Here is a 16,692-nt window from a genome sequence, read left to right as displayed (position 1 = left end):
ATGCTTGTTAGGATGGGAGGCGGGGCACTTTGAAAATATTTAGCAAAGACTTGATTTTACTTATTATCGGCTCTTTTATTTTTGCGATTGGTATTAATTATTTTGCTATTCCTAACAAACTTTCAGAAGGAGGTATAATAGGGATAACGATCGTTACCTATTACTTGTTTGGCTGGTCTCCTGGAATAACGAACTTTGTCTTAAATACTTCTCTAGTCGCGATAGGGTATAAGTATTTTACAAAACGAATGACCCTTTTAACGATAATTTCTATCATATTCACCTCTGTTTTTCTCCATATCACCACTGGTTGGGGCGATCAGCTAAATGGAGACACTCTATTAGCGGCTTTATTTGCCGGTCTGGCAGTAGGGATGGGAATTGGTTTAATATTTAAAGCTGGGGGCACATCAGGCGGAACCACCATTCTTGCACGCTTACTCAACCAATGGCTCGGGTGGAGTGTCGGCAGCGCCATGCTGATTATTGATATTGCTGTTATCGTTGGTTCTTCCTTTGTTATTGGAAAAGAAAAAGCAATGTATACGCTGATTGCTGTATATGTAGGTGCGAAAGTTATTGATGCTATAGTAGAAGGAACGGAAGAACGCAGCGCAGTCATGATCATCTCAGATAAAAGTGAAGAGATCCTTCAGGTAGTCATGGATAAAATGTCCCGAGGCGTCACGGTTCTGGAAGCAAGAGGCGGCTACAGCCAGGCAGATAAGAATGTATTATATATTGTCATTAATAAAAGAGAAATCGTACAACTTAAAAAACTGGTGGAAGATATCGACCCGGATACGTACATTACACTGCATCGCGTCCAGGAAATTTTCAGAAGAGGTTATAAAGGATAATAAAGTACAAATTAATTCGTTAAGGCGGTATGTTACCGAGTTAGGTCACAATACCCTTGAGTTAGGGAGGTATATGGCAGAGCTAGGACGGAATATGGTGACGTTAGGGCTGAATATGCTTCCGTTAAGTCAATTGAGCTCACGGTATTTGTTTTCGATCTAAAAAAAGCTGGCATATCGCCAGCTTTTTACTTTAATGGTTATTTATTTCCCCAGCTTTCTACATCCAGATGCTTATATTTCTGAAGGTGTCGCGTCGGCATCTTCAGTGCATCTTTACGGAACGGCGGTGCTAATTGCGTGCCATCTACCTGGATGTCAATGACGGCAGGCTTCCTGGATTTAATGGCTTCCGCAACTACTGGACCAACGTCTTCCGGCTTATCAACCCGGTAGCCTTGAGCTCCCATGGATCTGGCCACTTCCGCAAAATCAGGTGCATCAATATCAGCACCGACGAAACGGTTATTATAATAATCCACCTGATTCTTTTTCTCGGCACACCAGGCACCATTATTAAACACACAGGCGACTACTGGAATATTTTGTTCTACTGCCGTGCTGACTTCATGTAAACTCATGCCCCAGGCTCCGTCTCCAATAATCGCAACTGCCGGACTATCCGGATCAGCCAGCTGTGCTCCAAGGGCTGCCGGATATGCAAAGCCGGTATTTCCAAATGTCAGGGCTGCAATATGTTTGCGCGGCTGATTAAATTTCAAATAGGCATTAGCCGTAGAGGACACATTCCCGATGTCTGTAGAAATCATCGTCCCCTCCGGTACTGCTCTGGTTAGCTCTAGAAGAGCCCGGCGAGGGTTGATCGGATTGCCATCCTCCATAGCAAGATCTACAAGTTCTTCTTCCCACTTTTCTTTTTCAGTTGCAACTTCGCTCATCCGTTCGCCGTTACGCGTTCTGCCTGGAGTTTCCCGCTTCAGTCGCTCTGCGATTTCTTTACTGGCCGCTTTGGCATCCCCAATGATACCGACTTCCACCGGATGGGTACGGGCAATATTTCGAGGATTGATATCGACCTGTATGATTTTTGCCTGCTTAGGAAAATAATCAATATCATAGCATGGCAAGGTTCCAAAGACGGAGAGCCTGGTGCCAATCGCTAACACGACATCCGCTTTTTGTAAGGTACACATCGCTGCCTTGGACCCCATGTACCCTATCGGACCTACCGCCAACGGATGTTCATCTGGAAAAGCATCATTGTGCATGTAGGAGACAGCGACAGGAGCAGTCAAGTGTTCGGCTATCGCTTTGACATCATCAATGCCATCTGCATCTACCGCTCCTCTCCCGGAAATGATAACCGGATATTCTGCTTCTTTTAACAAATTCACCGCTTTACTGAGCGACGCCGGGTCGCCTGCTCCTCGAGCATCGGTCCGATATTGATGCGGCTCCAGGATTTCGTCTTCCAGCTCCCCGTAGAAGTAATCTCTTGGAATATCAAACAATACTGGCCCTCTTTCAGCATAGGCAATACGGAAGGCTGTACGCAGGTTATCCGCTACTCTACTAACATGAGTGACCTGGACGGTCTCTTTCGTAATACTTTCGAATACAGATACTTGATTACATTCCTGGAATCCATCCCATCCGATTGTCGGTGTTCCGGCCGACGGGGAAATGACAACCATCGGCGTATGGGCCTGGTTAGCAGCAGCTACCGAGGTAACCATATTGGTGATACCAGGTCCATTCTGCCCGACCACTACCCCTGCAACACCGGATACACGAGTGTAGGCATCGGCCATGTGGGCTGCTGTCTGTTCATGGCGGACAGGAAGGAAGTTGATCCCTGCCGTTGGAAGCAAATCCAGCATATCCATAAAGGCAGATCCTAATATTCCATATACCTCTTTTACTCCTTCCGCTACCAATGTTTCAACAATCGCTTCACTCGGCGTCATTTTCACTTTCTGTCCCTTGACTTGTTTAGCTTGTGATTCTACTTTTGCCATTTAAAATTCCTCCCAATTCAATTAATTTATGATTGTTCTTTTTTGCTGGCTCATCGGATAACTTCGCCGCCAATCCTTCCAATGTGGCAAGGAATACGTCGGTCGTTGCTTTCAAGACAGCTTCCTGATGATAGACAATATAGAAGTTTCTTTTGAAGGTAATTTCTTCGATAGGAATCAGCTGCAGCAGGCCAAACTGCAATTCCTTCTTAATTGCACTTTTAGATAGTATGGAAAGACCTAGACCCGCCTCCACGGCAGATATAACAGCTTCGTTACTCCCTAGCTCGAACTCTATCTTCAGTTGCTCCGGATTGATGTTGTTGGCTTGCAGATATTCATTCATGACAGTTCTAGTCCCGGACCCCCTTTCCCTCAATACCAGAGGAAGGGAAGCAATTTCAGGAAGCATGATCCCGTTCGATTCTTCCGCAAAATAATCAGGTGGAGCGGCTAATACTAGCTCATCTTCCATAAAAGGCTGAATATAGAGATCGGGATCTTCTATCGGTGCTTCAATCAACCCGATATCCAGTACGTGATCTTTCACTTTTTTGATAATGCTTGTGGAATTAGTAATATTTACACGCATTTGAATAAATGGAAAGGCAGATTTAAACTCCCTGAGGATCGGAGGCAGAATATTTTCCCCGATCGTCAAGCTGCAGGCAACTTCTAAATCGCCATGTACCTGTTCCGCCATGCTCAGAATTTCCTTTTTAGCCGTATCACTGACTTTTATGATTTCCTTCGCATATCGATAGAGCACATGAGCCGCCGCTGTAAGCTGTACCTGTTTAGTCGTCCTGTCGAACAAGGATGTGTTCAGGTCTTTTTCTAATGATTTAATCTGGGATGTAATGGTAGGCTGGGATAAATATAGGATTTTTGCCGCTTCAGAAAAGCTCTTCTTTTCAGCTACGGTGATGAAGGTTTGCAGCTTCTCGTAATTCATGTTTCATTCCCCTTTCACTAAGGGATAAAGCCAATAGGCAGCGTTATTTCTGCTTAAAAAAAGCGTCTATAACTGTGTTCACTAAAAACTTCAGATCATCTTCTGTTGAGGACAATGGAGGAGCGATGATGAGTACATTATTGTAGCCTGGGACGGTATCGCCATTTCTACCGATAATCAGCCCTTTTTCCTTACAGGCTTGAAGGACCGGGTTAATCAAATGATCGGCTGCCGGTTTTTTGGTAGTTTTGTTTTCTACCATTTCAATTCCATACAGGAAACCGATATTCCGAACCTCTCCCACGTTTTCATGTTCAATTAATCCTTTCATTTCACCCAGGATAGTCTCACCTAGCTTGTTTACACGTTCTACGATGCCTTCACGTTCAATAATTTCAATGTTTTTCAATGCGACTGCGCAGGAGGCTGGGTGTCCCCCGTAGGTGGAGACATGGCGGAAATGGTTATGATCGCCTGCTTCCTTAAATTTTTCATAGATTTCAGATTTGACTGCCGTAGCTCCCAGCGGTAAATACCCGCTAGTTAAGCCTTTGGCCATCGTTACAATGTCCGGCTGAACCCCATCCGCATGCATGAAGCCAAACATCTTACCGGTACGACCGAAACCGGAAACCACTTCGTCCATAATTAAAAGTACATCATGTTTCTTGCAGATTTCAGTTACTTTCTGGATATAAGATATTGATGGAATGATTACCCCTCCACCAGAAATGAAAGGTTCCATGATTACACCGGCTACCGTTTCGGCTCCTTCCCAAGTAATCATCTGGTCGAGCATTTCAGCTGTCATCAAATCACTTTGCTCTGGGTCGTCAGTGCCAAAAATGCTCCTATAACTGTACGGTGGCGGTGTATGGAGGAAACCCGGAACACCGGGGTCATATTTCATCCTCCGGTTCGCCTGTGCCGTTGCGCTCAGAGCCCCTAAGGTAGTCCCGTGGTAGGCCCGATACCTGGAAATGAATTTATATTTACCTGGATTTCCGTTTTGGTTATGGTATTGACGGGCAATTTTGAAGGCGCATTCATTCGCTTCCGAACCACTGTTAGCAAAAAAGGTTCGATAGGATCCCCCCAGCAAATCACTGATCTTAGCGGCTAATTCAATCGCCGGTCCATGACCGAACGTAAGCGGAGAATAGGAAAGTTCTTTCATCTGTTCTGATGCCGCATTAATGATTTCCTGACGTCCGTGCCCCAGATTCAAACACCATAGACCAGATACCCCATCCATATATTTCTTCCCATCCACATCGATGAACCATGCGCCTTCCCCTTTATCGGCGACCATGCCCGGTTGATTCTCCTTATAGCGGTGCATCGCATGCCAAAGGTACTGCGAATCTTTTTCTAACAGACTTACCTTTTCCATTTCCACTTTCATGGCACCCATCTCCTTTATACGTATGATTACGATAGGACATTCATCTCAACATCAGCACTCATCTCCAATAACCATTAGGAAGAAACGACAGCGTAGCCATCCAGACTATGTTCCAAAGACTGGTATGGGAGTCTCAAAGCATCTGCTACTGCAGGATGTGTCACTTTTCCATTCCAAGTGTTAATCCCTTTTGCGACAGAACCATTTACCTGTGCTGCTTGTATAACACCCTTGTTAGCCAGCAGCACACCATACTGAGTCGTCACATTTGTCAACGCATAGGTGGACGTCCGGGATACAGCGCCAGGGATATTCGCAACCGCGTAATGAACAACTCCATGCTTTTCATACGTCGGCTGATCGTGGGTGGAAATCTGATTGGCGGTTGCGATCGATCCCCCCTGGTCGATGGCAACATCTACAATGACCGAGCCTTTCATCATTGTTTTTACCATGTCCTCAGACACCAGACGTGGAGCGCGGGCACCGGGGATTAAAACAGCGCCGATCAGAAGGTCCGCAGATGCGACAGCTTCTGCAATGTTGAACTCATTGGACATTACAGTACCGAGCCTGCCATGAAATTCATTATCCAGCTCGCGCAGCCGGGTGGCGTTGATATCCAGCAAGGTCACATCGGCACCCAGACCAATTGCCATCTTGGCGGCGTTCGTCCCTACCACACCACCGCCAAGAATAGCTACCTTTCCCGGCTTCACCCCAGGGACTCCACCTAGAAGGGTACCTTTTCCTCCATTCAGCTTTTCAAGAAAATGAGCCCCGATTTGAACGGACATCCGTCCTGCTACTTCGCTCATCGGTGTAAGCAATGGAAGCGACCCGTTTTCCAGCTGGATCGTTTCATAGGCGACGGCTGTCACTTTCTTGTCGAGGAGCTCCAGTGTCAATTCTTCTTCAGCGGCAAGATGTAAGTAGGTGAATAAGATGAGTCCTTCATAAAAATACTGATATTCTTCCGGTTGCGGCTCCTTCACTTTCAAAACCATCTCAGCAGCCCAGGCTTCCTTTGGGGTAGAGACGACCTTCGCCCCTGCCTCTTCATAAGCATGATCAGAAATACCGCTGCCGATTCCTGCAGTCGATTCCACCCAGACTTCATGCCCTGCCTGTTTATAAGCAGTAACACCAGCAGGAGTTATAGCCACTCGATTTTCATTATTTTTTATTTCCTTTGGCACACCAATTATCATTGCATACCCTCCTTTTACTAACTAAGTCATTCAGACGTCCGGTGGTTCGGACCAGTTAAAAGAATAAAATATCCTTAGCTGTTTTTTCTGGATAAATTGATGGAAAAAGAGTACATATCAGAGCGATAAAACCCTTCCTGATATTCAATCAGGCTTCCTTCCTGATCATAAATCATACGGTGAATCATTAAGGCACAAATATCGGAGGTTATTCCTAAGTGTTCTGCATCGGCCTCCTGGAAACATCCGCCTGAAATATTCTGTTTTGCATCAGCAAAGTGAATGCCCAGCTTTTTCTCCAGCAAATCATATAAGGTTCCTTTATCAATGTCGTAGTTAGCCAGCATGGTACCAATATCGACGGGATAGTATTGGTTCTCGATCGCTATCGGAATGTCATCGGCATAACGGATACGCTTGATAAAGTATGCCGTTTCAAGCCCCGTCGTCTCCACAATTGCCGGGGCGGGCTCAATGACTCCATGGTCGAGCAGTTTCGCACCTGGTTTCATCCCCATATTACGGATGGTCTCGGTTGTACTGCTTAATGCTCCCAGCCAATCTTGAATCGGCTTAAAGGAAACAAATGTACCTTTCCCGTGCTTCTTTTCCAGCACTCCTTCGCGCACCAGTAAATTGATGGCTTCTCGTACAGTACTGCGACTGACCGAAAATTGCTCCATAAATTCTCTTTCACTGGGAACTTTAGCCTGATACTCTCCATCAAATATCTTTTTCTCCAATATTTCTTTTAATTGAATATGAAGAGGAACGGGGTTCGACTGATCTAAAAACATGGGAATGACCTCACTTTTCTTGATTACTCTTGATGAAGTAGTTTTTGTTGATTAGATATTCTTATTTGACATCTATCAGCCTCCTTCATAATTCCTTATGACGTTTTTTGGCTTATCTAATACAAGTCAAGTATAAGCATATTGCCCTCTGGTTTTCAATAAATTCAGAAAAATTAAAGTCTTCAAAAAATCAATAAGTGCCATAGAAAAATTTAATGAGCGTTGGCCAGCTAGTATGCTGGGGGCGAATCATGTAGCAGTTAGCGTATGTGAGTGAAGATGAAAAAGATCACATGTGCATATTGGTGGTTAGTTTGAAGACAATAAACTCCGGCTGCTGATCATTTGTCAACAGCCGGAGAGAAAGCCTTATTTATTCAACTGTTCTCCTAGGTACCTTGCTAATTCCAGCATGCCATACACCCCAGCAACAGATTCCGCATCGGAATTATAGTTCGTATTCGTATTTACATCATACGTATAGAGATTTCCCTCCTTATCCTGGATGGCTTCGATACCGGCTACATCGATTCCATTCTCCTGTAAAAATGCCTCGTATTGAGGAATGACCGGATGATTATAACCTTCGAGTATTTGAAATTTCTCCCCGCTCGTTTCCGGTTGATTGTTATTATCATCAATTTTGCAAGCGTCTGCCGGGCAAAGTTCAAACCCTTCCGATGTATCGATTTTCACCGCATATAAGAATTTACCTCCGATAAATTCATGACGTACAATATACGGCTCTGGTGCTTCAATATATTGTTGTATTAGCGTGATGCCATCGATAGGGGATTCAAATGCCTCCCCTTGTGTATATTCTTTCAGTGCTTCCACGGAATGAAACAATTTGACGCCCTGCCCCTTGCCTGCACGATTATGCTTCGTTATGAACGGAGCCAGGTTCAGTGTTTCGGCTGCTGCCAATATATTTTCTTTTCCTACAGAAGCTATCGTTTTAGGAGTTCTAATTCCCTGTTGATCCAAAGCCATATACTGATTGACTTTACTAACTTCCAGCCGTAAAGCACGGCTTCCATTTAACACGGTTCTTCCATGCCTTTCAAGCCAGGCCAAGACAGCCTCAGCAAATTCTGGTGCATATCGGTGGCCCCTTGTATGAGAGGAGGCACTCATGCGGTTATAAAAGATCCCTTCCGGCGGTACCGAAGATAAATCAATCGTCCCTTCATGCAAATGCCATAATTCAAATGGCAGATTCAATTCCTCCAGTCGCTTAGTCAGATGGTCCGTCCATTCATCGTTTTCATGTAATACATATATCTTAGCCATTATTTGACTCCTTTCTTCCTTTAACAGAACTTACGCACCTCCCATTATAACATGTATAACCGATCATTTTAGTCGGTTTAAAGAACTGTTAGGAAGCGTAATATTCTTCAAAGCAAGCTGCAGCTGGTGAGCTATGTGTAATCGTAGAATATGTGGGCAGAATTTATATAGAAATGCCTCATTATTTAGTGAAAGAAAGCATTGGGAAGAGGGATGATTGTGATCAAAGGAAGTCAGTTACAGAAAACGCTTGTTGTGAAAAAGTGGAATAATGAATTCACCAGGTTCGTCATCGTCGGCGCACTTAATACGGCGAATTACTATCTTTTCTATGTACTTTTTTATAACCTGATCGGGTGGCATTATCTTTCTTCCCATATCCTTTCCTTTTTCATAAGCATGGTCCTTTCCTTTTTCCTGAACGTGTATTTCACCTATAAGGTTAAACCAACGCTATCTAAATTTCTGATGTTCCCTTTCACCCAGGTGGTCAATATGTCAGTGTCTTCCCTGTTGATCTATTTGTTTGTCGACCTCCTTCACATCAACGGAAATATCGCTCCGCTTGCCGCGGTCATTTTCACCGTACCGATAACATTCATCGTAACAAGTAAAATTATGAAGAGGTAAGGCGTGAACAGTCATGCAAAGAATGTCCTGAAACAGTCCCAACATAACAATACTATGTATTCCAGGAAACTTTCGTAAAAAAAATCTTCTTCCTTAAATGCCGATCCAGGTGCTGACATCAAGCGCCTTCCCGCCTGCCAGGGTGCCTGAACCTGGCCCGCTTACTTCGACCAGGAACCCTATTATTACAAATCGTCCTCTCCCCCACACCTTTCGTCATAATTCTTATCCACCTTAACATCCAGCTATAACCTCCGCTTCCATTCAAATTTTTTTGATTTTCTATAACACCAATCGACACCCAACTTCAGATAATAGTAGTAGATATCTAATAACTGCAGAACCGGTTCTCGAAACGAGAATAACCATGTCGAATCTGTTAGACCAGCCATTTGAAGAAGTATTGAAGCAATACGACAACATGATCCACTACCATATCCACAAGCTACATATCAACGACCCGGAGCAGGAATTCTACCAGGAAGGCTGCATCACACTCTGGGAAGCCTGCCAGACATACGACCCATCACGAGGAACATTCCGTCAGCTCGCCAACTATAAAATCCACCACCGCTTCATCGATCTGATCCGCAAGCATTCCAAAGCAGCAGAGAACGAGAAGAATTATGTGGATCAGCACGCCACTGTAGAAGAAAACAGCACGTATGATTATCCGGAAGACTGCTATTTTTGGAACGCTATTCAGAAAGAATTGACAGAAAAACAATGGAAATGGATGAAGTATTACATCATTGAGGATCTTTCTTATGCGGAGATTGCGAAGAAAGAAAACACTACTGTGGATGCTGTGAAGAACTGGGGAAGAGAAGCGAAGAAAAAATTAAAATGGTTGGTAGTAATTGAATAATAATGGGTTAAGTTTTTCATCTTAGAGGATCTATCTTATGCAGTGATTGCAAAGAAAGATCCCACCACCGTTGTGCTGGGAAAAATTGAGATGTTAGTAGTTAAATCGTGCCTTTCCCTAACTAGGAAGAGGCACTGCCATACCCTTTCACAAAAAAAGAGCCTCCCAATCAGAAGGCTCTTTCACATAATCGATTATTTCTCCGAACGCACCTCGGCAACTTTATCTACATACTCCCGGGCTAATTCTTTCAACCCTTGCCAATCCTCTTGATCAATCATTGCTTTATTCACAAGAGAACCACCGATACCAGCTGCAACGGCACCAGCTCTCAAAAAGTCGCCCAGGTTATCGAGATTGATTCCTCCGGTTGGCATTTTCGGAATATGGCCAAGCGGACCGTTGACATCTTTGAAAAATTGAGGTCCAACTACGGTCGCTGGGAATACTTTCACCATATTTGCTCCCCATTGATAAGCCTGATAGATTTCGGTTGGTGTAAATACACCTGGAATCATTATTACTCCCTGGCTTCTGGTGTATTCAATCGTTTCCTTATCTAAGGTTGGGGCGAAAACAAAGTCAGATCCTGCGTCGATTGCTTCTCTCGCCTGGTCCTTATTTAATACCGTTCCGGCTCCAACTAACACCGTATCCCCATAGCGTTCCTTGAGCTCACGAATAACCCGTACAGCCCCTTCGGATTCCATGGTGATTTCAATGCTTGATACGCCGCCATCGACAAATGCCTGGACGACGTGATACACCTTATTTGGATCTACTTTTCGCACGACCGCCACAATTCCCGATGACACTAGCTGATTTAACGCTACTTCATTACTCATGTTAAACTCCTTTCCACTCCGAATATGTTACACACCGGAATAAGCCATGAATCCACCATCAACCGGTACGGTAATACCAGTCACAAATCCTGACATTTCCTCATCCACCAGCCAAAGCAGAGTCCCAAGTAAATCTTCAGGTTTACCGAATCGTTGTTGTGGCGTATGAGTGATAATTTTATTGGAACGTTCCGTTAAAGATCCATCTTCGTTCAGCAATAGTTTACGGTTTTGCTCTGTCAGGAAGAAGCCTGGCGCAATGGCATTAACACGGATGCCAACATCCGCCATATGAACAGCCAGCCATTGGGTAAAGTTCTCAATTCCTGCTTTTGCTGCACTATATGCTGGTACTTTCGTCATCGGAGACGGTGCACTCATCGATGACATATTAATGATCGTTGCTCCCTTACAATTCATCATTTTTTTCGAAAAGACTTGCGTAGGAATAAAGGTTCCGACTAAATTCAAATTAAAAACAAATTGAAATCCATCCGTTGTCATATCAAAGAACGTGGAAATATCATTGTTCTCTAAATCCTCTGGCTTCAGTGTTTCGTTTGTCGTCGTTCCGTCTGGATGATTTCCGCCGGCTCCATTGATCAATATGTCGCATACGCCTAGTTTTTCCGTAATGATCTGTTCCGCTTCACGAACACTTTCCACATCTAGAACATCACATGAAACCGCCAAGGCTTCTCCGCCAGCATCGGTAATATCCTGTTCTACTTGTTTTCCTGCTTCTATATTACGGTTTAAAACTGCTACCTTCGCACCCTGACGGCCAAGTTCCCGAGCCATGGCTCCACAAAGTACACCGCTCCCACCTGTAATGACAGCTACTTTTCCTTTTACATTTTCGTTCAGTGTCAGCATGCTATTTCACCTCTGTTTCAAGTCGCTGAAGGGAATCCCAAATGCCCCATAAGTACATAATGCCTAATCCACGATCATAAAGACCGTATCCCGGCCGGCATTCTTCTCCCCAAATATGGCGTCCATGATCGGGACGTGCATAACCAGTGAAACCTATTTCGTGATAGGCCTTTACTATTTCATAGATGTCGACGGAACCGTCCTTAGTCCTATGGGACGTTTCAATAAAGTCACCATTTTCATAGGTTTTGACGTTACGAATATGTGCAAAATGGATGCGGTCAGAAAACGCACGGACCATATCGGCTACATCGTTCTCTGGATTGGCGCCTAAGGAACCACTGCAGAGGGTGAGACCGTTATACGGATCATCCACCAGCTTTAAGAATCTCTCAAGGTTTTGCTTATTCGTGATAATACGCGGGAGACCAAATACAGAAAATGGCGGATCATCGGGATGGATACCCATTTTAATATCATTTTCCCTTGCGACAGGAATCACCTTTTCTAAGAAATACTGAAGGTTTTCCCATAAGTCCTCTTCCGTTACGTTCTTATATTTTTCAAATAAATCGGCCAAATCAGAGAGTCTTTCCGGCTCCCAGCCAGGCATCGTGTAAGCGGAGTTTTCTGAGATGGTATTCACCAGTTCCATCGGTTCAATATCTTTCAATTTATCATTCTCAAAAAATAAAGCGGTTGAGCCATCTTCCATTTCCTTAAATAAATCGGTACGAGTCCAGTCAAATACCGGCATAAAATTATAGCAAATGACTTTCACACCGACTTTAGCCAGTTTTTCAATCGTTTTGATGTAGTTTTCGATATATTTATCCCGTGTCGGTAGACCAAGCTTGATATCTTCATGCACATTGACACTTTCAACAACGTCAATATTCAAGCCGTGACGGTCCGCCTGTTCCTTTACTTCTGAAATTCGTTCCATCGGCCATTCCTCACCGGCCGGAATATCATGTAAGGACCAGACAACACCTTCAACTCCTGGGATTTGCTTGATATGATCCAATGGGATTCGGTCATTTCCTTCGCCGAACCAGCGCATCGTCATCCTCATAGACTATGCCTCCTTGCATACCTCTTCCAATGAAATAGCTTTATAGTTTAATAATTACTTTACGAACGTCTGGTGAAGCATTGTCCATTAATTCAAAGGCTTTTTCCGCCTCATTCAATTCAAATTGGTGACTAACCATATCTTTCACATCAAACTCCATCGTATTAAACAAATCAACCACTATCGGGAAACGGTGAGTTTGTAAACGGGAACCACAGATAGTTAACTCTTTCTTGGTAATATTTACTTGAGCAATTTCAGACATTTTCGTATCAAAACCAAGTAAAACCACTCTAGCCGCGACGGAAGTCACTTCTATCGCTTGTTCCACTGTCTGCGGTAAACCAACGGCATCGATGACAACATTGGCACCCATTCCCCCAGTCCAGTTAAACACCTTTTCTTCTACTTTAGAGTGTTGCGGATTGATAACATGATCCGTACCCCATTTTTTGGCAAAATCAAGGCGTTGATCATTGAAATCTGAAATCGCGACCTTAGCACCGGCTTGCTTTGCCATTTTCAAACAACATAAACCGATAGGTCCAGCACCGATGATGAAGACATAATCTCCTTCTTGCACTTGCCCGCGATAGATGGACTGTGCCCCGATTGTAAAGGGTTCAATCAAGGCAATTTCAGACCAGTCCAATTGATTATTTAACTTATGGACGAGGTGTTCCGGCATGACCATCACTTCACGGCCACCTCCTTCCCGGTGTACGCCGTAAACCTGTACGTTTTCACAAACGTTTGGACGACCTTGTCGGCAGGCGTAGCATTCCCCGCAGGATGTCATTGGTTCGACAACAACTTTGTCCCCTACGGACAGGCCGGCAACAGCATCTCCTGTTTCTACAACCTCCCCGGCAATTTCATGACCAATCACACGCGGGTAGCTGGCAAAAGGATTTTCCCCATGAAGAATGTGCATGTCAGATCCACATATCCCCATAGCTTTCATTCGTATTTTTACTTGATTGGATTGCTCAATAGCTGGCTCTTCCATCTCAACAACATTCAGGGTGCCTGGTTCTTTTACTTGAATTGCTTTCATGACCAACCCTCCTTCTTATTAATCAAATAAGCTTGGTAAATATAGAGTTATACTTGGAATGAAACTAACCGCCAGCAAAACGAGTAAACTAACGCCTAAGAATGGCAGTAATGCCTTTGACGCCTGACCTAAGGACACTTTTCCGATACTGGATGCTACGAATAAACAAACGCCCACTGGAGGAGTAGATAAACCAATCATTAAGTTGAGCACCATCAACACCCCAAACTGTATTGGGTCCATTCCAATTTCCATTGCAACCGGCAGCAACACCGGAAACAAGATGACAAGCGCTGCAATAGTTTCCATAAACGTTCCAACAAATAACAGCAACACATTAAGTAAAAGAATAACGATAATAGGATTTTCCGATATCGCAAGAATGGAGTCTGCTACCAATTGTGGAATTTGTTCACTAACCAGAATCCATCCAAATAAATTGGCCATTCCAACTAAAACCAAAATCCCAGCTGTACTGACCATAGAATCCAGGAGAATTTTCGGAAGCATATGCAGCTTAAGGTCACGATAGATAAAAATACCGACTAGTAAGGCATACACAACAGCTACGATAGATGCTTCAGTTGGTGTAAAGTAACCGCTTAAAATTCCGAACAAAATGATAACCGTCATCATCAGAGCCCAAAAAGCCCCAAAGAATGATTTGGTAATGACGGAGAACTTTTGACGTTCGCCTTTAGGATAATTATTCTTTTTCGAAATGATATAAGTAACAGCCATTAAGCTAAGTCCAAGTAATAGACCAGGGATCGTACCTGCTATAAATAAATCCCCGATCGATACCGTCGCAAGTGTTCCTAAGATGATCATTGGAAGCGAAGGCGGGATAATCGGACCAATAGTAGAAGAGGATGAAGTTACAGCTACTGAAAAAGGAGCATCATACCCTTCTTTTTTCATCGCGGGGATCATTACCGACCCGATGCTCGCAGTATCCGCCAGTGCTGTCCCAGTGATGCCGGCAAATCCCATGGATGCCCCAACGTTTGACAGACCTAAACCACCACGAATATGTCCCACAAGTTTGTTTGCAAAGTCGATGATTCGTTCGGTAATACCACCGGAATTCATTAAATTCCCTGCCAGAATGAACCCTGGAATACAAAGTAACGTAAAGGAGTTAATACCCCCGAACATTTTCTGAGGGATTACATTTAACGGAATATCAGCGATCAAAATATAGACAAGGGAAGATAACCCTAAACTAAACGCAATGGGAACGCTGAGAAATATTAAAACGATAAAGGTTACAAACAATATGGTGGCCATCATAGTTGAACACCTTCTTCCACTTCGTGCTGGTCTGTGAGTACGGCATAAATATTGATAAAACTATACAGTGCTAAAAACGCAAATAATATAACCATGCTTAAGTTAATGTAGAACATTTTAATCGAAAGCGTGGCAGACGCCTGGTTTTTACCTAGTAACGAAAACTCATACGCATAAGATACCAGGTAAGCAGAAAACAAACCTACGATAAGGTAAATCAATGCCTCTACATATTTTTTTGCCTTTTTTGGAAGAATGGACAGGAATAAATCGACTCGAACATATTCCCGTTGCTCCATCGCTATTGGTGCTGCAAAGGCAATGGAAAAGATAAATAAGAAACGTGAAAGCTCCTCTGTCCAAACAAATGTAAACGGGGAGTATCGCCCTGTGATTTGTATGATGACAACGATAACGAGGGCGGTAAAACAGAGAATGGTCAAAAGCTTTAGTATTCGACTAAGAATGTTAACTGCCTGCATGTTGCTCACCCTTTATAATGGGTAACAAACCACCCTTTAATAGGATGGTATGTTACCTGGAAAGTTGTTATTGTCCTGCTTCTACAATTCTTTGATAAAGTTCAAGTTGTTCTTCTGACAGGCTTTCTTCCACAGCTGGCTTCATAGCTTCTCCGAAAGCTTCCTGGTCTACTTCAACAAATTCCATTCCTTGATCCTTAAGGTCCTGCTCAATTTCTGCAGTTTCTGTTTCATATAGTTCCAAACCATATTCTTGAGCTTCAGCTGCTGCTTCTTTAACAGCTTCCTGCATATCTTCGTCAAGTGAATTAAACTGCTCGTTTCCTACTACAACGTAAATCCAGGAGTATACGTGCTCGGTAACGTTTACATAATCTTGTACTTCAGGAAAACTAGCACTTTGAATTAAGTCAACCGGGTTTTCCTGACCATCAATAACCCCTTGTTGCAGTCCGGTAAATACTTCACTGAAGTCCATAACCTGTGGTCTTGCTCCTGCAGCTTCCCAAGCATCCATAAATAATGGTACGTTTGGTACGCGCATCTTAAATCCACCTAAATCTTCAGGTGATTCAATTGGTTTATTGGAAGTTAAGTTTCTTGGTGCACGCATATGATAGTAAAGTGGTGTGACACCAACATTTTCTTCCACAGATGTTTCGATTTCTTTACCAATTTCGCCTTCTACTACCTTTTGCAAGTGCTCTTGCCCGTTAAATGCGTAAGGCACGGCCATTAATGCAGCTTCCGGTGCCCAGTTCTGCATTGTTTCACCAGAAATCGTCATATCGACGGTACCAGCTTCAATTCCATTTAAAACCTCAGTTTCAGAACCTAATTGCTCGTTAGGATAAATATCGATTTCTAATTTTCCGTCTGTTTTCTCATTAGCCAGTTCAGCAAACTTCTCCGCTGTTTTATGCCACTGGTGATCTTCGTTAGATAAGTGTCCCATTTTCCAAGTGATCGTCTCTCCAGATCCTGATGCTTCTTCTCCATCACCGCCACAAGCTGCTAAAACCAAAATCAGTGCAGATACAACCAAAAAGCTTAGTAATTTCTTCAT

Annotated in this window: 16 protein-coding genes; 3 read left to right on the top strand and 13 right to left on the bottom strand. The window is 43.7% G+C overall.

The features are described from left to right. The first annotated feature begins 29 nt into the window (after window positions 1–29). A complete protein-coding gene (locus FHS45_RS08690; RefSeq protein ID WP_181949521.1) occupies window positions 30–860 on the top strand; it encodes a YitT family protein in 831 nt (276 codons plus the stop codon). Window positions 861–1,060: 200 nt separating this feature from the next. Here FHS45_RS08690 and xsc read toward each other — a convergent pair whose 3' ends face one another. The 6 genes from xsc to FHS45_RS08660 all read right to left on the bottom strand — a co-directional run bounded on the left by xsc (window position 1,061) and on the right by FHS45_RS08660 (window position 8,500). After that, on the bottom strand, window positions 1,061–2,839 hold the full coding sequence (gene xsc / locus FHS45_RS08685; RefSeq protein ID WP_062441953.1) for a sulfoacetaldehyde acetyltransferase: 1,779 nt from the start codon (window positions 2,837–2,839) through the stop codon (window positions 1,061–1,063). Beyond that, the gene (locus tag FHS45_RS08680; protein ID WP_062441956.1) at window positions 2,814–3,794 is read right to left on the bottom strand and encodes a selenium metabolism-associated LysR family transcriptional regulator; all 981 of its coding nucleotides are present in this window, start codon (window positions 3,792–3,794) and stop codon (window positions 2,814–2,816) included. Before FHS45_RS08680 ends, xsc begins: the two co-directional genes overlap by 26 nt. A 43-nt stretch (window positions 3,795–3,837) precedes the next feature. Then, window positions 3,838–5,199 carry an aminotransferase gene (locus tag FHS45_RS08675; RefSeq protein ID WP_181949522.1) on the bottom strand — a complete coding sequence of 454 codons (1,362 nt, stop codon included), beginning with the start codon at window positions 5,197–5,199 and terminating at the stop codon, window positions 3,838–3,840. Between the two features lie 74 nt (window positions 5,200–5,273). Continuing rightward, complete coding sequence (gene ald, locus FHS45_RS08670) at window positions 5,274–6,410, bottom strand: alanine dehydrogenase (RefSeq protein WP_062441963.1); 1,137 nt, start codon at window positions 6,408–6,410, stop codon at window positions 5,274–5,276. A gap of 74 nt (window positions 6,411–6,484) precedes the next feature. Beyond that, window positions 6,485–7,207: a GntR family transcriptional regulator gene (locus FHS45_RS08665; RefSeq protein WP_062441965.1), complete on the bottom strand. Its 723-nt coding sequence runs from the start codon at window positions 7,205–7,207 to the stop codon at window positions 6,485–6,487. A gap of 369 nt (window positions 7,208–7,576) precedes the next feature. After that, on the bottom strand, window positions 7,577–8,500 hold the full coding sequence (locus FHS45_RS08660; RefSeq protein WP_062441968.1) for an ATP-grasp domain-containing protein: 924 nt from the start codon (window positions 8,498–8,500) through the stop codon (window positions 7,577–7,579). A gap of 219 nt (window positions 8,501–8,719) precedes the next feature. Here FHS45_RS08660 and FHS45_RS08655 point away from each other — a divergent pair, with 219 nt between their 5' ends. Both FHS45_RS08655 and FHS45_RS08650 read left to right on the top strand, forming a co-directional pair. Further along, window positions 8,720–9,130, top strand: coding sequence for a GtrA family protein (locus tag FHS45_RS08655; RefSeq protein ID WP_371872030.1), 411 nt, complete (start codon window positions 8,720–8,722; stop codon window positions 9,128–9,130). Between the two features lie 367 nt (window positions 9,131–9,497). Next, the gene (locus tag FHS45_RS08650) at window positions 9,498–9,998 is read left to right on the top strand and encodes a sigma-70 family RNA polymerase sigma factor (protein WP_062441973.1); all 501 of its coding nucleotides are present in this window, start codon (window positions 9,498–9,500) and stop codon (window positions 9,996–9,998) included. A gap of 194 nt (window positions 9,999–10,192) precedes the next feature. Here the strand turns inward: FHS45_RS08650 and FHS45_RS08645 are convergent, their stop codons facing one another. The 7 genes from FHS45_RS08645 to FHS45_RS08615 form a co-directional block, all read right to left on the bottom strand. Beyond that, window positions 10,193–10,843: a bifunctional 4-hydroxy-2-oxoglutarate aldolase/2-dehydro-3-deoxy-phosphogluconate aldolase gene (locus FHS45_RS08645; RefSeq protein WP_062441976.1), complete on the bottom strand. Its 651-nt coding sequence runs from the start codon at window positions 10,841–10,843 to the stop codon at window positions 10,193–10,195. Between the two features lie 27 nt (window positions 10,844–10,870). Beyond that, on the bottom strand, window positions 10,871–11,719 hold the full coding sequence (locus FHS45_RS08640; protein WP_062441979.1) for an SDR family oxidoreductase: 849 nt from the start codon (window positions 11,717–11,719) through the stop codon (window positions 10,871–10,873). 1 nt (window position 11,720) lies between these two features. After that, window positions 11,721–12,794 carry a mannonate dehydratase gene (uxuA, locus tag FHS45_RS08635; protein WP_062441983.1) on the bottom strand — a complete coding sequence of 358 codons (1,074 nt, stop codon included), beginning with the start codon at window positions 12,792–12,794 and terminating at the stop codon, window positions 11,721–11,723. Window positions 12,795–12,834: 40 nt separating this feature from the next. Beyond that, the gene (locus FHS45_RS08630) at window positions 12,835–13,851 is read right to left on the bottom strand and encodes a zinc-binding alcohol dehydrogenase family protein (RefSeq protein ID WP_062441986.1); all 1,017 of its coding nucleotides are present in this window, start codon (window positions 13,849–13,851) and stop codon (window positions 12,835–12,837) included. Between the two features lie 18 nt (window positions 13,852–13,869). Beyond that, window positions 13,870–15,144: a TRAP transporter large permease gene (locus FHS45_RS08625; protein ID WP_062441988.1), complete on the bottom strand. Its 1,275-nt coding sequence runs from the start codon at window positions 15,142–15,144 to the stop codon at window positions 13,870–13,872. Next, the gene (locus FHS45_RS08620) at window positions 15,141–15,626 is read right to left on the bottom strand and encodes a TRAP transporter small permease (protein ID WP_062441991.1); all 486 of its coding nucleotides are present in this window, start codon (window positions 15,624–15,626) and stop codon (window positions 15,141–15,143) included. Before FHS45_RS08620 ends, FHS45_RS08625 begins: the two co-directional genes overlap by 4 nt. A gap of 67 nt (window positions 15,627–15,693) precedes the next feature. Further along, window positions 15,694–16,692, bottom strand: a complete 999-nt coding sequence (locus FHS45_RS08615) for a TRAP transporter substrate-binding protein (protein ID WP_062441993.1) — start codon at window positions 16,690–16,692, stop codon at window positions 15,694–15,696.

Origin of the sequence: Thalassobacillus devorans, from assembly GCF_011761345.1 — a bacterium.
GTDB classification, from domain to species: domain Bacteria; phylum Bacillota; class Bacilli; order Bacillales; family Halobacillaceae; genus Thalassobacillus; species Thalassobacillus devorans.
Note: the sequence above shows the minus strand (reverse complement) of the source record. Positions and strands in the feature narration are given on the sequence as shown.

Coding starts and splice junctions, on each gene's coding strand:
- FHS45_RS08625 (WP_062441988.1), bottom strand. CDS start 15,144: ATGATGGCCACCATATTGTTTGTAACCTTTATCGTTTTAATATTTCTC.
- FHS45_RS08645 (WP_062441976.1), bottom strand. CDS start 10,843: ATGAGTAATGAAGTAGCGTTAAATCAGCTAGTGTCATCGGGAATTGTG.
- FHS45_RS08640 (WP_062441979.1), bottom strand. CDS start 11,719: ATGCTGACACTGAACGAAAATGTAAAAGGAAAAGTAGCTGTCATTACA.
- FHS45_RS08675 (WP_181949522.1), bottom strand. CDS start 5,199: ATGAAAGTGGAAATGGAAAAGGTAAGTCTGTTAGAAAAAGATTCGCAG.
- FHS45_RS08650 (WP_062441973.1), top strand. CDS start 9,498: ATGTCGAATCTGTTAGACCAGCCATTTGAAGAAGTATTGAAGCAATAC.
- xsc (WP_062441953.1), bottom strand. CDS start 2,839: ATGGCAAAAGTAGAATCACAAGCTAAACAAGTCAAGGGACAGAAAGTG.
- FHS45_RS08660 (WP_062441968.1), bottom strand. CDS start 8,500: ATGGCTAAGATATATGTATTACATGAAAACGATGAATGGACGGACCAT.
- FHS45_RS08630 (WP_062441986.1), bottom strand. CDS start 13,851: ATGAAAGCAATTCAAGTAAAAGAACCAGGCACCCTGAATGTTGTTGAG.
- uxuA (WP_062441983.1), bottom strand. CDS start 12,794: ATGAGGATGACGATGCGCTGGTTCGGCGAAGGAAATGACCGAATCCCA.
- FHS45_RS08615 (WP_062441993.1), bottom strand. CDS start 16,692: ATGAAGAAATTACTAAGCTTTTTGGTTGTATCTGCACTGATTTTGGTT.
- FHS45_RS08665 (WP_062441965.1), bottom strand. CDS start 7,207: ATGTTTTTAGATCAGTCGAACCCCGTTCCTCTTCATATTCAATTAAAA.
- FHS45_RS08680 (WP_062441956.1), bottom strand. CDS start 3,794: ATGAATTACGAGAAGCTGCAAACCTTCATCACCGTAGCTGAAAAGAAG.
- ald (WP_062441963.1), bottom strand. CDS start 6,410: ATGATAATTGGTGTGCCAAAGGAAATAAAAAATAATGAAAATCGAGTG.
- FHS45_RS08620 (WP_062441991.1), bottom strand. CDS start 15,626: ATGCAGGCAGTTAACATTCTTAGTCGAATACTAAAGCTTTTGACCATT.